This is a genomic window from Aeromonas sp. NJAU223 (assembly GCF_051125555.1).
GTDB lineage: Bacteria > Pseudomonadota > Gammaproteobacteria > Enterobacterales > Aeromonadaceae > Aeromonas > Aeromonas veronii_G.
Genome location: NZ_CP144204.1, coordinates 691,233 through 709,769, shown reverse-complemented (window position 1 = coordinate 709,769; position 18,537 = coordinate 691,233). Strand labels below are relative to the sequence as shown.

Here is an 18,537-nt window from a genome sequence, read left to right as displayed (position 1 = left end):
CTTTTAATCCCGTCCATTCGGGCAACGGTATTTATATTGAGACTAATCACTCAAATATCAAGCCCCAGTCTCATTTCTTTTCTCCAATCTGCACCTCTCTGATCAGCATCATCAGCTCCTGGGTCTCTTCACTGCTGAGCCCTTGCTGGGCCACCTTGGCCTGCAGCTCCTCAATTCTCTGCTTGAGAAACTGGTTGATGAAGCCGACGAAGGTGTCCTGCAACTCCCCCAGAATGTCCGGTTCCTGATCGAGTTTGATCTCCTCGAACAGATCGTGCATCGCCAGTTGGGCCAGGATCTCTCCCTCCTTGGTGCCGCGCCAGTGCTCCAGCAGGATGCCGGTGGTGATCCCCGGTTGGGAGAGGATCTGCTGGTGCAGCTGCAACAGGAACTGGATGCCCTGTACCCGCAATCCGGCGAGCTCCGGCATGGCGGGCAGCTCGGCCGTGACCGCCGGGTATTGCAGCATCAACGCCAGGGCGCGGCGTATGGGGGTCAGCTTGGCAGCCTTGGGTTTGATGATTTCGGCCTTCGGCTGGCTGCCGCGGGCAAACAGCTCGGCGATACGCTGTTTGTTCTCTCCCCAGCGCATCATGTTGGAGAGCCGGGTGATGAGTCCCTCCCGGGTGAAACCCTCCGGCACCCGGCGGATCAGCTCGGCCGCCTTGTTGGCCACCTCGAACTTGCCCGCTTCGCCGGAGAGCGCCGCATCCCGCCCGAGGCGCTCGAACATGAAGTCCGCAAAAGGCTGAGCCTCGTCCAGCAGAGCTTCGAAGCCCTCCTTGCCGATCTGGCGCACCAGGGAGTCCGGATCCTCGCCATCCGGCAGGAACACGAACTTGAGCTCGCGCCCGTCCTGCAGGTGAGAGAGCGCATTGTCCAGCGCGCGCCAGGCCGCCTCGCGACCGGCGTTGTCGCCGTCATAGCAGCACACCACCTCGGCCGTGGTGCGAAACAAGGTGTGGATATGGTCGCTGGTGGTCGCCGTGCCCAGCGCCGCCACCGCATAGTCGATGTCGTACTGGCCGAGTGCCACCACGTCCATGTAGCCTTCCACCACCAGGATCCGGCGCGGATCCTTGTGCGCCTGCTTCACCTCATAGAGGCCAAACAGCTCGCGTCCCTTGTGGAAGATGGGGGTCTCCGGCGAGTTCAGATACTTGGGGGTACCGTCCCCCAATACCCGGCCACCGAAACCGATGACGCGGCCACGCTTGTCACGAATGGGGAACATGATGCGATCGCGGAAACGATCATAGCTGCCAGGCCCGCTGTCACGGGGGATCAGCATGCCGCCCGAGATGAGCAGTTGCTCGTGCTCCCGGCTACCGCCAAAGCGTCGTCTGACCTGATCCCAGTCGCCCGGGGCATAACCGATGTTGAAGCGCCTGACCACTTCCCCAGTCAGACCGCGTCCCTTCAGGTAATCCACCGCCTGGGGAGCACTCTTGAGATTGCTCTCGTAGAAGCGGGCGATCTGGTTCATCAGTTCATAGAGATCCTTGCTGACGGCAGGTTGCGCCTTGTTGGCACCACCTGCGCTCTGTTCGCGGGGCACCTGCATCCCTTGCAGATTGGCCAGTTCTTCGATGGCATCGGGAAATTCGAGTCCGTCGTACTCCATGACAAAACCGATGGCATTGCCGTGGGCACCGCAACCGAAGCAGTGATAGAACTGCTTCTCCTGACTGACGGTGAAGGAGGGGGTTTTTTCGTTATGAAACGGGCAGCAAGCCTGATAGTTCTTGCCGGCTTTTTTCAACCGCACTCGCGAGTCGATCAGCTCGACGATGTCTGTGCGTACGAGCAGATCATCGATAAAGGATTGTGGGATCCTGCCTGCCATAACCGTCCTGTTTCATTGAAAATAAAAAAGCCGCGCATTCACAGGGAAGCACGGCTTCTTTCGACTAACAAGAGAAATGCCTGTTACGCCAAGCGGGTTTTCACCTGCGCACTGACGGCGCCGACATCGGCACGCCCCTGAATTTTCGGCTTCAAGACAGCCATGACTTTACCCATATCGCCCATGACGGCAGCCCCACTTTCAGTGATGGCTTGCTCGATCAGGCTGGCAACCTCGTCTGCGGTCAGTTGCTGTGGCAGGAATTCCTGCAGCACCTGGATCTCGGCAAACTCTTTGTCGGCAAGATCCTGACGGCCGGCAGCTTCAAATTGGCTGATGGAATCGCGGCGCTGTTTGACCATCTTGGTCACGACAGCGAGGATATCCTCATCATTGAGCTCGACACGGGTATCGATTTCACGCTGTTTGATTTCTGCCATCAACAAACGGATCGTCCCCAGTCTGGCCTTGTCTTTGGCCAACATGGCGAGTTTTTGTTGATCCTTGAGTTGATCCTTCAGAGACACGGCATGATCCCCCGATTAGTACAGGCGGATACGACGTGCGTTTTCGCGGGACAGCTTCTTGGCGTGACGCTTGACGGCGGACGCTTTGGCGCGCTTGCGAATGGTAGTCGGCTTCTCGTAGAACTCACGGCTACGAACTTCAGACAGGATACCGGCCTTTTCGCAAGAACGCTTGAAGCGACGCAGAGCAACGTCAAACGGCTCATTTTCACGGACTTTGATTACTGGCATGTGCCTTTCACCTCAGTGATATTTGGTTAGCTGACCTTCAATCGATCAGCATGTCTTAAAATGGTGCGAAATTATACTCTGGACAGGGAATGAAAGTAAACCCGCAGAGATCGCTCTGGTTTAAAAAACCCGCGAAGGTTACCATAGCCATCTCATTTTAGCAGTGAAATTTTTTAGCAATGCGTGTATTGGGCATAGAGACATCCTGTGACGAAACCGGGATCGCGATCTTCGACGATCAAAAAGGGATCCTTTCCCATCAGTTATACAGCCAGGTCAAGCTGCATGCGGACTACGGTGGCGTGGTTCCCGAGCTCGCCAGCCGGGATCATGTGCGCAAGACGATCCCCTTGATCCAGGCCGCCTTGAAGGAGGCCGGGCTCGGCAAGGATGACATCGACGGCATCGCCTATACCGCGGGCCCAGGCCTGGTTGGGGCCATCCTGGTGGGAGCCACCATAGGTCGCTCCCTGGCCATGGCCTGGAACAAGCCGGCAGTGGCCGTGCACCACATGGAGGGTCACCTGCTGGCCCCCATGCTGGAAGAGCGATCCCCCGCGTTTCCCTTCGTGGCGCTGCTGGTCTCCGGCGGCCACTCCATGCTGGTACGGGTCGATGGTATCGGCAGCTATGAGCTGCTGGGGGAATCCATCGACGACGCCGCCGGCGAGGCCTTCGACAAGACTGCCAAGCTGATGGGGCTGGACTATCCGGGTGGCCCCCTGCTCTCCCGTCTGGCCGAGAAAGGCACCAAGGGGCGCTTCACCTTCCCCCGTCCCATGACCGACAGGCCGGGCCTCGACATGAGCTTCTCCGGTCTCAAGACCTTCGCCGCCAACACCATCGCCGCCAACGGTGACGACGAGCAGACCCGCGCCGACATCGCCCGCGCCTTCGAAGATGCCGTGGTCGATACCCTGGCTATCAAGTGCCGTCGCGCCTTGAAGGAGACCGGTCTCAACCGTCTGGTGGTGGCCGGCGGCGTCAGCGCCAACCGTCACCTGCGGGCCCAGTTGGCCGAGCTGATGGAGAGCCTGCATGGCGAAGTGTTCTATCCGCGTACCGAATACTGCACCGACAACGGCGCCATGATCGCCTACGCCGGCATGCAGCGCCTGAAGGCGGGGGTATTCGAGCCCCTGGTGGTCAAGGCCGTGCCACGCTGGCCGCTGGACACTCTGGATCCGGTGTGATCCACAGGATTCAGTACCATATAAAAAAGGGGCCTATGGCCCCTTTTTGTTGTTTCTGACTGCTTTGATTAGTTGGTCCGGAACAAGGCCTCGATGGAGAGCCCCTGTCCCAGCAGGATCTCCCGCAGGCGGCGCAACCCCTCAACCTGGATCTGGCGCACCCGCTCCCGGGTCAGGCCTATCTCGGCACCTACGTCTTCCAGGGTCGCTGGCTCATAGCCGAGCAGGCCGAAGCGACGGGCCAACACTTCCCGCTGCTTGGGATTGAGCTCCTCCAGCCAGTGCACGATGCTGGCGCGCATGTCGTCGTCCTGGGATTCCAGCTCAGGGCCCATGCCGCGCTCGTCGGAGAGCACGTCCAGCAGCGCCTTGTCCCGATCGCCGCCGATGGGAGTATCCACCGAGGTGATCTTTTCGTTGAGCTTGAGCATGCGGTTCACGTCATCCACCGAGCGATCCAGCGCATGGGCGATGTCTTCGGCGGTGGGTTCGTGATCGAGGCGGTGGGAGAGCTCGCGGGCGGTACGCAGGTAGACGTTCAGCTCCTTGACCACATGAATGGGCAGACGGATGGTGCGAGTCTGGTTCATGATGGCCCGCTCTATGGTCTGGCGGATCCACCAGGTGGCATAGGTGGAGAAACGGAAGCCGCGTTCCGGGTCGAATTTCTCGACCGCGCGGATAAGACCGAGGTTGCCCTCTTCAATGAGATCCAGCAGCACCAGGCCGCGATTGTTGTAGCGTCTGGCAATCTTCACCACCAAGCGCAGGTTGGATTCGATCATGCGCTTGCGGGCGGCTTTGTCACCCCGCAAGGCACGACGAGCGTAATAGACTTCCTCTTCGGCCGTGAGCAAGGGGGAGAATCCTATCTCCCCCAGATAGAGCTGGGTGGCATCCATCACCTTGTTCAGTTCAGGTACCAGCAGCTCGTCGGAGATCGTCTCCTCGGCTTCTGCAGTCACCTCCTGAACCTCTTCTTCCTCCTGGGTTTCCAGCTCTTCGTCGAACTCTAACTCTGCATCCTGCATTACCAGTTGTTCTTGGCTCATGTTATGTCTCCCTGAACTGAACCAGAGTAAGACCTAGCTCTCTGGGTTAACGCTTTGGCAAATAACCCATCGGGTTGATTGACTTGCCTTTGTACCGGATTTCAAAGTGCAAGCGCACATCCGGTGCATCCGTGCTACCCATATTGGCGATGACGGCTCCGCCCTTGACGGAGTCTCCTTCCTTCACCCGCAACTCGTCGTTGTGGGCATAGGCAGAGAGGTAGTCATCGTTGTGCTTCAGAATGATCAGCTTGCCGTAACCTCGCAGTGCACTGCCCGCGTAAACCACCTTGCCACCGCTGGCGGCGTAGATGGGTTGCCCCTTCTGACCCGAGATATCGATGCCCTTGTTGCCCTGTTCAGCCACAGAGAAGCCTTCGACGATTCTGCCTTGGGTCGGCCAGTGCCACGCGAGTGTCGACGAGGAACTGCTGATTTTTTGTTCTTTCGGCTGAGCGTATGCTGTTGAAGATGCCGGAGCAATGCTTTTTTGCGAGATGAATGGAGTGGTCGTACCTGTTGGTGCCGTGGCCAGGGGTTTGGGTCCCGAACTGGTCACTGCCGTGCTGGCCACCATCTGGCTGCTGCCCGTGCTGGCGGCCGTCGGTACGCTCAGCACCTGACCGACATGGAGCCCGTACGGGGCCTGCAGATTGTTGCGCTGGGCCAGGGTCTGGTTGGAGACGTTGAACTGGCGGCCAATGCTGCTCAGGGTGTCGCCGCGACGCACCTCGTAGGTGCCGTTGCCGGTGGCAGCCGGGCGGCTCACCGCCATGCCGGTGCTGGCTACGACACCAGAGGAGCCATCCAGCCGCAGTTGTTGACCCGGATAGATGTTGTAGGGGGGACTGATGCCGTTGAGGCTGGTCAGCGACGCGACATCCATGCCGGAACGGAAGGCGATGGAGTAGAGGGTATCCCCTCTGACCACAGTGTAACTGCCGCCCTGGATGCCCGGCTTGGCCATGGCCTGACGGGTCGGAATGGTCGAGGCAATGGGGTCATTGCCCAGACTCTGCACCGGAGCAGCTGTCTTGCTGGAAGAGCAGGCAAGCAGCAGCCATGACAACACGACGACACTGCTACCTTGCCAAACACGCGAACGCATAGTGGATCCTTAACGACTAAACCAGAAATAGGCCACAACGGCCAAACCAATACAGAGCCAGCCCAGCACGTCCACATAGTGCATCAACTTGCGCTCCATCTTCTCACCACCCCAGCGCATCAGGCCCGCGACGAGGAAGAAGCGCATGCCACGCCCGATCAGCGAGGTCAGGATGAAGGGCAACAGCGCCATGTGGAGCAGTCCCGCCGTGACGGTAAACACCTTGTAGGGGATCGGCGTGAAACTGGCAATAAAAATCACCCAGATCCCCCATTGCTCAAACCACTGCTCGGCCAGGGCAATCTTGTCCTCATAACCGACCGAGACCACCAGGGGCTGCACCACGGGATCCCAGAGGGCATAGCCCAGCAGATAACCAAACAGCGCCCCCAGCACGGAGAAGAAGGTCGCGAGACCGGCGTAGTGCCAGGCCCGTTGCGGCTTGCCGAGCGCCATGGGCGCCAGCATCACATCCACCGGAATGGGCCAGAAGATGGATTCGATAAAGGCGGTGATGGAAAGATACCAGGGGGCATATTTGTGGCGAGCCCACTGCATCACCATTACATAGAGGCGGGAAAACAACTTCACTCAACATCTCCGTCGATAAGGGGAACAAAACGTACCGGTTCCAGGATCCGGCTGGTCAGCTGGGAGCCGGATCGCTCGATCAGTTGCAGGGTCTGCTGGCTGTCACCCACCGGCAGCACCAGTCGGCCCCCCTCGGCCAGCTGATCGGTCAGGGCCTTGGGCACCTCGCTCGCCGCCGCCGTCACCAGAATGGCATCGAAGGGGCCCTTGTTGGGCCAGCCCAGCCAGCCGTTGCCATGCTTGGCCGACACATTGTGCAAGTCGAGCTGACGCAGCCGACGCCGGGCCTGGAACTGCAGCGACTTGATCCGTTCCACCGTGTAGACATGCTCCACCAGATTGGCCAGCACGGCCGTCTGATAACCCGAGCCAGTGCCGATCTCCAGCACATGGGCCGGATCATTTTGCATCAGCAGCTCGGTCATCCGCGCCACCATATAGGGCTGCGAGATGGTCTGGCCGTGGCCGATGGGCAGGGCCGTGTTGTCCCAGGCCTTGTGGGCCATGGCCTCATCCACGAACAGCTGGCGCGGCACCTTGGCGATCGCCGCGAGCACACGAAAATCCCGCACATCCTGGGCGATCAGCTGATTTAACAGGCGCTGGACTATCACCGCATCAACCCTGCAGATCCAGCCAGGCGCCCAGACCGGCCAGACTGCTGTAGGCCGTCATGTCGATGGTCAGCGGGGTGATGGAGACATAACCCTGCTCGATGGCGGCGAAGTCCGTGCCCTCCCCCGCATCCTGCTGGCTGCCCGGTGGGCCAATCCAGTAGATGGGCTGGCCACGGGGATCCTCGGTGCGGATCACCGATTCGGCGCGGTGGCGATTGCCAAGGCGGGTCACCTTGATGCCCTTGATCTGCGCCAGGGGCAGATCCGGCACGTTGACGTTGAGGATCTGATCCGCCGGCAGGGGGTGCACCATCAAGCCTCGCACCAGCTGGGCCGCATAGTGGGCAGCGCTGGCGAAATGGGTCTTGCCCACCAGCGAGATGGCGATGGACGGGAAGCCCAGATGACGCCCCTCTGTCGCCGCCGCAACCGTGCCGGAGTAGATGACATCATCCCCCAGATTGGCGCCGTGGTTGATGCCGGCCACCACCATGTCGGGTTCCGGGCGCACCAGCTCGTTGACCGCCAGGTGCACGCAGTCCGTCGGCGTCCCCTTGACCGCATAATACCCGGTCTCGCTGATGCGGGTGACCCGCAACGGCACTTCCAGCGTCAGGGAGTGACTCGCCCCGCTGCGGTTGCGATCCGGCGCCACCACGATGACCTCGCCACAGGCCGCCAGCGCAGTGCTGAGGGCACGAATGCCCTCGGCGTGTACTCCATCGTCATTACTGACCAGAATTCGCATCGGTTGAATCCCTGAAACCGTGATCGGCCTCTTCGGCCTGCATTAACTCGCGCACCAGGCTGGTCGCAAAGGCGCCAGCCGGCAGGAAGAATGACAGGGTCAGCACCCCGGCTTCCTGCGTCCATTCCATCGCCTCTGGCTTGAGCAGGAGCGGACGCCTGTCCTGATCCAGCCCGGCTTTCTCGAGCCCCTCGCACCACTCGCGATAGGGGGCCAGCACGGATTGCTCGAACTCGGCAGCGGCGCCCTGGCTCGCCAGCCGGCCACGCCCCCACTGGGGCGCGGTGAGCTGCACATCGCCGGAGGCAAGACGCGCCTCAAGCTCCGGGGTCAGCGTCTCCTCGCTGAAGATGGAGTGGCTGCCTTTTAGCATCACGCAGTCACCGGCCAGCAGCTGATGGGCCAGGCCCTGCTCGATGCGGGCGCTGACGATGGCGTTGAACAGCATGCTGCGGGCGGCGGAGAGATACAAAGAACGCTTGTTGCGATCCTTGATCCGCTTGCCGCCAAACATCGCCTTGGCCGCCTCCAGGTTGTTGCCGCCCCGGCCGAAACGCTGCTCGCCATAGTAGTTCGGCACCCCCTGGGTGGCGATGGCGTGCAGCCGGGACTCCAGCCCCTCGGGGTGCTCCAGCCCGGTGAGACGCAGGCGGAAGTGGTTGCCCTTGAGGTAACCGACCCGAAGTTTCTTGTTGTGGCGCCTGGCTTGCAGGATCTGGATGCTGTCGCTCTCGATGACCGACAGGTCCGGCTCCCCCTTGCCCGGCAGGTGGATGCCGAACCACTGCTCGGTCACCGCGTGGCGATCTTTCAGCCCCGCCCAGGTCACCGCATGGCGGGCAACGCCGGCGGCATCCGCCAGCAGGCCCGCCACCCAGGCGGTGTTCTCGCCAGTCTTGCGCACCCGCACGAAGATGTGTTCCCCCTCGCCGCAAGGCTCGAAACCGAGATCCTCGACCACCACGAAGTCACTGGCCTCGGCCTTGAGAATACCGCGGGTGGTCGGCGCCCCGTGCAGATAGCTAAGCTGTTCCAGCATCATTGTTTCACCAGTAAGACGACGGCTTCGGTGGCGATCCCTTCCTTGCGCCCCGTGAACCCAAGCTGTTCCGTGGTGGTCGCCTTGACATTCACCCGGTTCAAATCACATTGCAGATCCGCCGCCAGCACGGCGCACATGGCCTCGATATGGGGGGCCATCTTGGGGGCCTGGGCGATGATGGTCACATCCAGGTTGCCGATGGCATAACCCGATTTCAGCACCCGGGCATAGACATCCCGCAGCAGGATGCGGCTATCGATCCCCTTGAACTCGGCGGCGGTATCGGGGAAATGGCGGCCGATGTCGCCGGCACCGATGGCCCCCAGCAGGGCGTCGCTCACCGCGTGCAGCACCACGTCGCCGTCGGAGTGAGCCAGCAGACCCTGTTCATAGGGCACGGCGACCCCTCCCAGCATGCAGGGGCCGACACCACCAAACTTGTGTACATCAAACCCGTGTCCAATCCGCATCATGTCCGGCTTTCCCTCATGTCACAAAAATCGGTTTCACACTACTTGTCCAACGAGGGGCCTGTCGGCGCTCATTGGGTGAATCTGCTTGCCCGCTAGGGCGCAGCCTGTTGCTGCAGGAAGAGCCCGGCCAGGGCGAGATCCTCGGGCCGGGTCACCTTGATGTTGTCGGCCCGCCCTTCCACCATGCGCACCGTGAAACCGGCGCGCTCCATGGCGGAGGCCTCGTCGGTGATGGCCGCCCCCAGGGCCAGCCCCTCTTCCAGCGCCCGCGTCAGGGGGGCGGTGGGGAACATCTGGGGCGTCAGAGCATGCCAGAGCTGCTCGCGCTCCACCGTCGCCAGGATGTTGCCGGCGGCGTCTGTGCGCTTCATGGTATCCCGCACCCGGCTGCCAAGGATGGCGCCATCACACGCCAGTGCGCAGGCGATCAGGGCATCGAGATCCCCGTGGCGCAGGCAGGGGCGAGCGGCATCGTGCACCAGTACCCAGGGGGTCTTGACGACTCGCAGGGCATTGAGCACCGAGAAGGCACGCTCGGCCCCCCCTTCGACGCGCAGGATGCGGGGATCCGCCGCCACCGGCAGTTGTTCGAACCACTCATCCCCGAGTGAGACAGCGACAATAACCTGTTCAATCGCAGGATGGCACAATAAAACACCAAGGGTGTGCTCGAGTATGGTTTTGTCTGCCAGCGGCAGGTATTGCTTGGGGCAGTCGGCCCCCATCCGGCTACCGACACCGGCGGCCGGCACGATCGCCGTCAGGCCGCTGACGATCAGCTCCTGAGGCAGATCAGTCATCGTAGGGCACTCCGTCCGGTTCCGTGACCTGGTCTTTTTCCTTGGGAATGATCCGGTAGAAGGTTTCGCCCTGTTTGATGTAACCCAGATCGTTGCGAGAGAGCTCCTCGATGGCCTCGAGGCCCGAGGTCAGATCGTCGATCTCGCGGTAAATCAGGTTGTTGCGGTCCTTGAGAACCAGGTTGTCTTGCTGCTGCCGATCGATGGCGCCGGAGAGTTCCCGATAGTCGGAGAGGCCGTTCTTCCCCAGCCAGAAGTCATATTGCAATCCTCCCAACAGGAGGAGCAGGATTAGAGTGAGTAGCCGCATGCACTGAGTCTCCTTCAAGCGGCCTAGTTTCCCATATTCGCAGGCAAGACAAAAGAAAGCCGAAGCGCCAGATGGGCAAGGGAAATGAAAAATAGCGGACTCGCCGCCGGATATGAAAAAGCCCCGCCGGATGGCGGGGCTTTCAACAGCACAAGTGCAGTCAGGCATTAAGCCTGGTTCTTCACTTCTTTCAGACCGCGGAACGGAGCCTTGGCACCCAGGGCTTCTTCGATACGGATCAGCTGGTTGTACTTGGCAACACGGTCAGAACGGCTCATGGAACCGGTCTTGATCTGGCCAGCAGCGGTACCCACGGCCAGGTCGGCGATGGTCGCGTCTTCGGTCTCACCGGAGCGGTGGGAGATGACGGCGGTGTAGCCAGCGTCTTTGGCCATCTTGATGGCGTTCAGGGTTTCGGTCAGGGAACCGATCTGGTTGAACTTGATCAGGATGGAGTTGGCGATGCCGTTGTCGATGCCGCGCTTGAGGATCTTGGTGTTGGTTACGAACAGGTCGTCACCCACGATCTGGATCTTGCTGCCCAGTTCCTTGGTCTGGTAGGCGAAGCCTTCCCAATCGGATTCGTCCAGGCCATCTTCGATGGAGACGATCGGGAACTTGGTGGTCAGGTCGGCCAGGTAGTCAGAGAACTCGTTGGAGGTGAAGGTACGACCCTCGCCCTTCAGGTTGTACTCTTTCTTCTCGGCGTCGTAGAACTCGGACGCGGCGCAGTCCATGGCCAGGGTGATGTCGGTACCCAGCTTGTAACCGGCAGCGGCAACGGCTTCGGCGATCACTTCCAGCGCTTCGGCGTTGGACTTCAGGTTCGGCGCGAAGCCACCTTCGTCACCCACGGCGGTAGCGTAACCCTTGGCCTTCAGAACCTTGGCCAGGTTGTGGAACACTTCGGCACCCATGCGGATGGCTTCTTTCAGAGTCTTGGCGCCAACCGGTTGGATCATGAACTCCTGGATGTCGACGTTGTTGTCGGCGTGCTCACCACCGTTGATGATGTTCATCATGGGCAGCGGCATGGAGTAGACGCCCGGGGTACCGTTCAGCTCGGCGATGTGAGCGTACAGCGGTAGGCCCTTGGAGGCAGCGGCAGCCTTGGCGGCAGCCAGGGAAACGGCCAGGATGGCGTTGGCGCCGAACTTGGATTTGTTCTCGGTACCGTCCAGATCGATCATGATCTGGTCCAGAGCGGCCTGTTCCTTGGCATCTTTGCCCAGCAGAGCCTGAGCGATCGGGCCGTTGACGGCTTCGACGGCTTTCAGCACGCCTTTACCCAGGAAACGGCTCTTGTCGCCGTCACGCAGTTCCAGCGCTTCGCGGGAACCGGTGGACGCGCCAGACGGAGCGGCTGCCATACCAACAAAACCACCTTCCAGGTGAACTTCGGCCTCAACGGTCGGGTTACCACGGGAGTCGATGATTTCACGACCGATCACTTTAACGATCTTGGACATGTGTATTTCCTCAGGTTTCGTAAAAAAACAACAAAAATATGCCAAAAAAAGCGGCTGCGGCACAGGGCCTCAACCGCATTTATTTTCAATTACTTCAGATTGCGCTTCTGGTACTCACCGGCAGCCTTCACAAAACCGGCAAACAGGGCGTGTCCATCACGAGGAGTCGAGGTGAACTCCGGGTGGAACTGCGCGGCAACAAACCAAGGGTGATCCGGGATCTCGATAATTTCCACCAGTTTCTTGTCGGCGGAGAGACCGGTCACCTGCAAACCGGCTGCTTCAATTTGCGGCAGCAGCTTGTTGTTCACCTCATAGCGGTGACGGTGACGCTCGTAAATGGTCGGGGAACCGTACATCTGGCGCACCTTGGAGCCTTCCACCAGGTGGCAGAGCTGGGAGCCCAGACGCATGGTGCCGCCCAGATCGGACTTCTCGCTGCGGGTCTCGACGTTGCCTTCCTCATCCACCCATTCGGTGATGAGACCGACTACCAGGAACGGAGAGTCTTTCTTGAATTCGGAGGAGTGGGCACCAGTCATGCCCGCCACGTTGCGGGCGAATTCGATCATGGCAACCTGCATGCCGAGGCAGATACCCAGGTAGGGGATCTTGTTCTCACGGGCATACTGGGCGGCCTGGATCTTGCCTTCCACGCCACGCTCGCCGAAGCCACCCGGTACCAGGATCGCATCCAGACCTTCCAGCAACTCGGCGCCACGGGTCTCGATGTCCTGGGAATCGATGTACTTGATGTTGACGGACAGACGGGTCTTGAGGCCACCGTGCTTCAAGGCTTCGTTGACGGACTTGTAGGCATCCGGCAGGGAGACATACTTGCCCACCATGCCGATGGTCACTTCCGCGGTCGGGTTGGCCTCTTCGTAGACCACCTGTTCCCACTCGGACAGATCTGCCTCTTTGCACTCCAGGCCGAAACGGGCGATGAAGTAATCATCCAGATTCTGGGACTTGAGCAGGGCCGGGATCTTGTAAATGGAGTCCACGTCCTTCATGGAGATGACGGCGCGCTCCGGCACGTTGCAGAACAGGGCGATCTTGGCGCGCTCAACGGCCGGGATGGCGCGATCGGAGCGGCAGATCAGCACGTCCGGCTGGATCCCGATGGAGAGCAGCTCCTTCACGGAGTGCTGAGTCGGCTTGGTCTTCACCTCACCGGCGGCGGCCAGGTAGGGAACCAGGGTCAGGTGCATGAACATGGCATTGTCGCGGCTCACTTCGGCGGCCAGCTGACGAATTGCTTCGAGGAACGGCAGGGACTCGATATCGCCCACGGTACCGCCCACTTCGACGATGGCCACCTGATGGCCTTCGGCACCGGCAATCACCCGCTCCTTGATGGCGTTGGTGATGTGCGGGATCACCTGGATGGTGGCGCCCAGGTAGTCACCACGACGCTCTTTGCGCAGTACGTCGGCGTAGATGCGGCCGGTGGTGAAGTTGTTGCGGCGGGTCATCTTGGTGCGGATGAAACGCTCGTAGTGACCCAGATCCAGATCGGTCTCGGCCCCGTCCTCGGTAACGAACACTTCACCATGCTGGGTCGGGCTCATGGTGCCCGGATCCACGTTGATATAGGGGTCCAGTTTCATGATGGTCACATCCAGACCACGGGCTTCCAGAATGGCTGCCAGAGAAGCTGCGGCAATGCCTTTGCCGAGGGATGAAACAACGCCACCAGTCACAAAAATATATTTGGTCGTCATGCTGAACCTGAAAGAAGTTTAGGAAATTTTAAGGGGTGCTTCGGGGATGAAGCAGGACGGGGAAACAGTATACCAAAACCCCCACTCCCAAACAATGAACAAAAATCTATCAGGCTCCCCGCCCCCCCGTCTTGCGCCAAATCAACTTTGTTCGGTTTCTTTGGCCCTGTCCCAGGCGGCGTCGAGCTTCTCCAATGAGCAATCGGTCATTTTCAGCCCTTCGGCGGCAATAAACTGCTCAACCTGTCGAAAACGACGTTCGAACTTGGCATTGGCGGCCCGCAGTACCTGCTCCGGATCCTTGCCGAGATGGCGCACCAGATTGACGGTGGCAAACAGCAGATCGCCAAGCTCATCGCTCACCCGCTCCTCGTTCACATCCACCATCAACGCCTCCTCCATCACCTCGTCGATCTCCTCGTGGATCTTGTCCACCACAGGGCCGAGGGTCTTCCAGTCAAAGCCGACGGTGGCGCAGCGCTTCTGGATCTTAGCCGCCCGGGTCAGGGCAGGCAGCGCCAGCGGAATGTCATCCAGCACGCTCTCCTTGTCCAGCGCCGCCCGCTCCTTGGCCTTTTCCGCCTCCCAGTTCACCTTGACCGCCTGCTCGTCATCGAGGTCGGCATCGGAAAACACATGGGGATGACGGCGAATGAGCTTCTCGCTCACGGTGTCGACGATGTCGGCGAAATCGAACAGCCCCTGCTCCTTGCCGAGCTGGGCGTAGAACACCACCTGGAACAGCAGATCCCCGAGCTCCCCCTTCAACCCTTCCCAATCCTGAGTCTCGATGGCATCGGCCACCTCGTAGGCCTCCTCCAGGGTGTGGGGCACTATGGTCTGGAAGCTCTGCTTGAGATCCCAGGGGCAACCCCCGTCCGGGGAGCGCAATCGGGCCATGATGTCGAGCAGCTTGGGGAGGTCATAAGGTTGGGTCATGGTCGTGTCACTTCATCAAATGGGGTCATCAAGAACAACCGGCCACAGGGGCCGGTTGGTGTGTATCACAGGCGCTTGGCGCTGATCACGTCGTTGAGCTGGCTGAGCTTGGCGAGCGCCCGGTTGAAGGCGTTGATGTTGTAGATCTCCAGCTCCATGTCGATTTCGGCGGTCTGTTCGCGCACGTTGGAGCGCGACCGCACCCCCATGACGTTGATCTTCTCGTTGGCGAGCACGGTGGTGATATCCCGCAGCAGACCGGATCTGTCGTTGGAGAGGATGCGGATGGTGAGGCCATAGCCGCCGGAGTAGTTCTCCCCCCAGACCGCTTCGATGAGGCGCTCCGGGTTGCGACGGGAGAGCTCCTTGAGCTGTTCGCAGTCGTCCCTGTGGATGGAGACGCCACGCCCCATGGTGATGAAGCCCTGGATGCTGTCCCCCGGGATGGGCTGGCAGCAGCGGGCGATGTGGGTCATCAGGTTGCCGACCCCTTCCACCACGATGTGATCCTTGGGTTTGGGGCGGAACGGCACGTTGGCCTTCTGCTCCAGCTTCTCCAGCAGGCGGCGGTCTTCCTCCTCCGCCGTCGGCTTGTTGTAGCGGGTATCCAGGTAGTTCAGCAGCTGGTTGATGCGGATGTCGCCGCTGCCAATGCCCGCCAGCAGATCCTCGAGCTCCTCCGCGTGGAAGCGCTCGAGCACCACCTTGTCCACCTTGGCGAGGGTGAGGTTGTGCCTGTCCAGTTCCTTTTCCAGCAGCTCCTTGCCGGCGGCGATGTTCTTGTCCCGATCCAGCTTCCTGAACCAGGTGGCCACCTTGGCCCGCGCCCGGCTGGAGCGCAGGAAACCGGCGTTGGGGTTCATCCAGTCGCGGCTCGGGTTCGGCTCCTTCTGGGTGATCACCTCCACCTGGTCACCAGTCTGCAAGGTATAGGTGAAGGGGACGATGCGGCCGTCTATCTTGGTGCCGATGCAGCGGTGGCCAATCATGCTGTGAACGTGATAGGCGAAGTCGAGCGGGGTGGCGCCGGCAGGCAGATCGATCACATCCCCCTTGGGAGTGAAGACATAGACTCTGTCCTCGAACACCTGACTGCGCAGATCGTCCAGCAGAGAGCCACTTTCCGACAGATCCTCCTGCCAGGCGAGGAGCTTGCGCAGCCACTCGATCTTGTCCTCGAAGGTGTTGGTCTTGGCCGCAGCCTGGGCCCCTTCCTTGTAGCGCCAGTGGGCGGCGACGCCGAGCTCCGCATCCTGATGCATCTGCTCGGTACGGATCTGGATCTCTACCGTCTTGCCCTCTTCCCCCACCACCACGGTGTGGATGGACTGGTAGCCGTTGGGCTTGGGGTTGGCGACATAGTCGTCGAATTCACGGGGAATGTGGTGGAAGTGGGTGTGGACGATGCCGAGGGCCGCGTAGCAATCCTGCAGCCGCTTGGTCACCACCCGCACCGCGCGCACGTCGAACAACTCGTTGAATTCGAGGTGCTTCTTCTGCATCTTGCGCCAGATGCTGTAGATGTGTTTCGGCCTGCCATAGACCTCGGCCTCGACCCCGGCCTCCGCCAGCGCATCGCGCAGGGATTGCACGAACTCGCGGATATAGCGCTCCCGATCGAGACGCTTCTCGTCGAGCTGCTTGGCGATCTGCTTGTAGGTATCCGGGTGCAGGTAGCGGAAGGCGAGATCCTCGAGCTCCCACTTGAGCTGACCGATGCCGAGCCGGTTGGCCAGCGGCGCATAGATGTTGGTGATCTCCTGGGCCATCAGCACCCGGGTCTCTTCATCCGCCTTCTTGGCTTCCCGCAGGCAGGCGATCCGCTCCGCCAGCTTGATCACCACGGCGCGCACGTCCTCGACCATGGCGAGCAGCATGCGTCGCACATTGTCGACCTGCTCCGGCGAGGTCTCGCTGCGGTGCAGGGTCTGCAGGGAGCGGATGGCTTCCATCTCCAGCACCCCTTCCACCAGCTTGGCGATCTTGGGGCCGAAGTCCTCCTCCACCTTCTCCTGCTTGATGAGACCGGCTTCGACGAAGGGGTAGAGGATGGCGGCCTTGAGGGTGGCGAGATCCATGCTGAGCATCAGCAGTATGCCCACCATCTCGACGCCACGTACCAACAGGCGGTTGGTGAGGGCCTCATCACCCAGGGTCAGGCAAAACTGGTAGACGGTTCGCAGCTGATTCTTGTCGCTTTCACTCAGACCGAGTGAATTGACCCACTCTTCGAGGGTGAAGTTGTCCTTCAAATGAATATCGCGTACCGCAACCATGGTATCAATCCTTAAAAAGTGTGGGGCCAGGAGCCGTCGCTCCCGCCCCTCATCAGCTGACGATTGCCTCAAATGGGGATAAATGGTCGACTTTTCAAGGCATATCACCCATCAGGGCAACAGGAGCCTCCCACCTGTCCGGCCAATTTTCGACGCTCTAGATTACCCTAATCACCCTGCTCACACAGCATCCGGCATTCAGGAACAGGGAGATAAGTCTGCCTGTCCCCCTTCCCGAATAACGTCGCTCAGCCTCGCTCAAACAGCGCCATGGATTCCAGATGGCCGGTGTGAGGGAACATGTCCAGCATGCCCAGACGGGTCAGTCGATAACCCTGCTTCACCAGCACCTGGCTGTCACGGGCCAGGGTGACCGGGTTACAGGAGACATAGACCACCCGTTTCGGGGAAAGTGCCGCCACGTGGCTCATCACTTCCAGGGCGCCGGGGCGAGCCGGATCCAGCAGTACCAGATCGAAGCCTTCCCGTGCCCAGGACATGCCTTTGATGTCTCCACTCAAGTCCGCCTTGAAGAAACGGGCATTGTCGATGCCGTTGCGACGGGCGTTTTCCTGGGCCCGGGCCACCATGGCGAGATCCCCTTCAACCCCCACCACTTCCCGGGCCTGGCGGGCCAGGGGCAGGGTGAAGTTGCCGATGCCGCAGAACAGATCCAGCACCTTGTCATCCGGGGTGGCATCGAGCCAGTTCAGGGCCTGATTGACCATGGCCTGGTTGATGGGGCCGTTGACCTGGATGAAGTCCCCCGGGGCAAATGCAAGAGACAGGCCATCGAGAGAGTAGCTCGGCTGGAATTGTTGACGCAGGGGTTCTATCTGCTCGTCCGCGGCCTGCAGGTAGAGATCGATCCCCTGATCTTGCGCGAATTCGATCAGCATGGCCCGGTCGGTCTCGTTCGGCCGGCCGGTGTGGCGCAGCAGCATCAGGATCCCCTGCTCCGCCTGAATGAGCTCCGCATGGCCCAGCTCACGCTGGCTCTTGAGGCGATTGAGGCAGTCGCGCAGCGGGTTGATGAGGGCGGAGAGAGGCTCGGCCAGCACGGGACAACCCTGGATTTCCACTAGGTCGTTGGACTGGCGGCGACGGAAACCGACCCGGGTACAGCGGCCATTCTTGTCAAACTTGATGGCCAGCCGGCAGACCCGGCGGTAAGAGCGGGACTCCCCGTTGAGAGCGGGTTCGAGGGGCGGCGGCTGGATGTTGCCGAGACGTTCGAACAGGCTGACCAGGCCGGCCTCCTTGGCCCCTTGCTGATCCGCCTCGGACAGGTGCTGGGCGCTGCAACCACCGCATTCCCGGTAATGAGCGCAGAAGGGGTCGATCCGATTGGCCGCCGGGGTGACGACCTGCTGCAGGGCACCGTGGGCGTACTGCTTCTTGTCATCCAGGATGCGAACCTTGACCCGTTCACCGGGCAGCGCCCCTTCGACGAAGATCGCCTTGCCCTGATGACGGCCGACGCCAACACAGTGGTGGTCCAGACTGTCTACCGTAAATTCAATACGTTGGGGCTGGGTGGATTTCTTTTGGGGCTTGAAAAACTGGGCCATAAAACTTGGTGCCTATA

17 protein-coding genes and 1 pseudogene are annotated in these 18,537 nt (G+C 60.7%); 1 reads left to right on the top strand and 17 read right to left on the bottom strand.

What is annotated here, in order from left to right; translation table 11 throughout:
- Positions 1-57: 57 nt before the first annotated feature.
- The 3 genes and pseudogenes from dnaG to rpsU all read right to left on the bottom strand — a co-directional run bounded on the left by dnaG (position 58) and on the right by rpsU (position 2,604).
- Positions 58-1,846 (bottom strand): annotated as a pseudogene (gene dnaG, locus VZC39_RS03415) (DNA primase).
- Positions 1,847-1,929: 83 nt separating this feature from the next.
- Complete coding sequence (locus VZC39_RS03410; RefSeq protein ID WP_349921031.1) at positions 1,930-2,373, bottom strand: GatB/YqeY domain-containing protein; 444 nt, start codon at positions 2,371-2,373, stop codon at positions 1,930-1,932.
- A 15-nt stretch (positions 2,374-2,388) separates the two neighbouring features.
- A complete protein-coding gene (rpsU, locus tag VZC39_RS03405) occupies positions 2,389-2,604 on the bottom strand; it encodes a 30S ribosomal protein S21 (RefSeq protein ID WP_005309452.1) in 216 nt (71 codons plus the stop codon).
- 179 nt (positions 2,605-2,783) lie between these two features.
- Between rpsU and tsaD the strand changes: the two genes are divergently transcribed.
- Positions 2,784-3,797, top strand: a complete 1,014-nt coding sequence (gene tsaD, locus VZC39_RS03400; protein ID WP_434665696.1) for a tRNA (adenosine(37)-N6)-threonylcarbamoyltransferase complex transferase subunit TsaD — start codon at positions 2,784-2,786, stop codon at positions 3,795-3,797.
- Between the two features lie 68 nt (positions 3,798-3,865).
- Here tsaD and rpoS read toward each other — a convergent pair whose 3' ends face one another.
- From rpoS to rlmD, 14 genes are all read right to left on the bottom strand, one after another.
- Positions 3,866-4,849 (bottom strand): RNA polymerase sigma factor RpoS, encoded by a 984-nt coding sequence (gene rpoS / locus VZC39_RS03395; RefSeq protein WP_349921027.1) that lies wholly within the window; start codon positions 4,847-4,849, stop codon positions 3,866-3,868.
- 46 nt (positions 4,850-4,895) lie between these two features.
- Entirely contained in the window at positions 4,896-5,957 is a 1,062-nt protein-coding gene (locus tag VZC39_RS03390; RefSeq protein ID WP_434665693.1) for a LysM peptidoglycan-binding domain-containing protein, read from the bottom strand.
- Positions 5,958-5,966: 9 nt separating this feature from the next.
- Complete coding sequence (locus VZC39_RS03385; RefSeq protein WP_434665691.1) at positions 5,967-6,548, bottom strand: YqaA family protein; 582 nt, start codon at positions 6,546-6,548, stop codon at positions 5,967-5,969.
- Complete coding sequence (locus VZC39_RS03380) at positions 6,545-7,162, bottom strand: protein-L-isoaspartate(D-aspartate) O-methyltransferase (protein ID WP_349921024.1); 618 nt, start codon at positions 7,160-7,162, stop codon at positions 6,545-6,547. Before VZC39_RS03380 ends, VZC39_RS03385 begins: the two co-directional genes overlap by 4 nt.
- Before the next feature lie 4 nt (positions 7,163-7,166).
- Positions 7,167-7,913, bottom strand: coding sequence for a 5'/3'-nucleotidase SurE (gene surE, locus VZC39_RS03375; RefSeq protein ID WP_434665688.1), 747 nt, complete (start codon positions 7,911-7,913; stop codon positions 7,167-7,169).
- Entirely contained in the window at positions 7,894-8,952 is a 1,059-nt protein-coding gene (truD, locus tag VZC39_RS03370) for a tRNA pseudouridine(13) synthase TruD (protein ID WP_434668330.1), read from the bottom strand. Before truD ends, surE begins: the two co-directional genes overlap by 20 nt.
- Positions 8,952-9,428 carry a 2-C-methyl-D-erythritol 2,4-cyclodiphosphate synthase gene (gene ispF / locus VZC39_RS03365; RefSeq protein ID WP_349921020.1) on the bottom strand — a complete coding sequence of 159 codons (477 nt, stop codon included), beginning with the start codon at positions 9,426-9,428 and terminating at the stop codon, positions 8,952-8,954. Before ispF ends, truD begins: the two co-directional genes overlap by 1 nt.
- Before the next feature lie 92 nt (positions 9,429-9,520).
- Complete coding sequence (gene ispD / locus VZC39_RS03360) at positions 9,521-10,228, bottom strand: 2-C-methyl-D-erythritol 4-phosphate cytidylyltransferase (protein ID WP_434665685.1); 708 nt, start codon at positions 10,226-10,228, stop codon at positions 9,521-9,523.
- Positions 10,221-10,538, bottom strand: a complete 318-nt coding sequence (ftsB, locus tag VZC39_RS03355) for a cell division protein FtsB (protein ID WP_349921018.1) — start codon at positions 10,536-10,538, stop codon at positions 10,221-10,223. The genes ispD and ftsB overlap by 8 nt, the downstream gene beginning before the upstream one ends.
- Before the next feature lie 167 nt (positions 10,539-10,705).
- The gene (gene eno, locus VZC39_RS03350; protein ID WP_349921017.1) at positions 10,706-12,007 is read right to left on the bottom strand and encodes a phosphopyruvate hydratase; all 1,302 of its coding nucleotides are present in this window, start codon (positions 12,005-12,007) and stop codon (positions 10,706-10,708) included.
- Positions 12,008-12,096: 89 nt separating this feature from the next.
- Entirely contained in the window at positions 12,097-13,734 is a 1,638-nt protein-coding gene (gene pyrG, locus VZC39_RS03345) for a glutamine hydrolyzing CTP synthase (RefSeq protein ID WP_434665682.1), read from the bottom strand.
- 141 nt (positions 13,735-13,875) lie between these two features.
- Complete coding sequence (mazG, locus tag VZC39_RS03340) at positions 13,876-14,673, bottom strand: nucleoside triphosphate pyrophosphohydrolase (protein ID WP_434665679.1); 798 nt, start codon at positions 14,671-14,673, stop codon at positions 13,876-13,878.
- Positions 14,674-14,738: 65 nt separating this feature from the next.
- On the bottom strand, positions 14,739-16,949 hold the full coding sequence (gene relA / locus VZC39_RS03335) for a GTP diphosphokinase (RefSeq protein ID WP_434665676.1): 2,211 nt from the start codon (positions 16,947-16,949) through the stop codon (positions 14,739-14,741).
- A gap of 248 nt (positions 16,950-17,197) precedes the next feature.
- Entirely contained in the window at positions 17,198-18,520 is a 1,323-nt protein-coding gene (gene rlmD, locus VZC39_RS03330) for a 23S rRNA (uracil(1939)-C(5))-methyltransferase RlmD (protein ID WP_434665674.1), read from the bottom strand.
- Between the last annotated feature and the right edge of the window lie 17 nt (positions 18,521-18,537).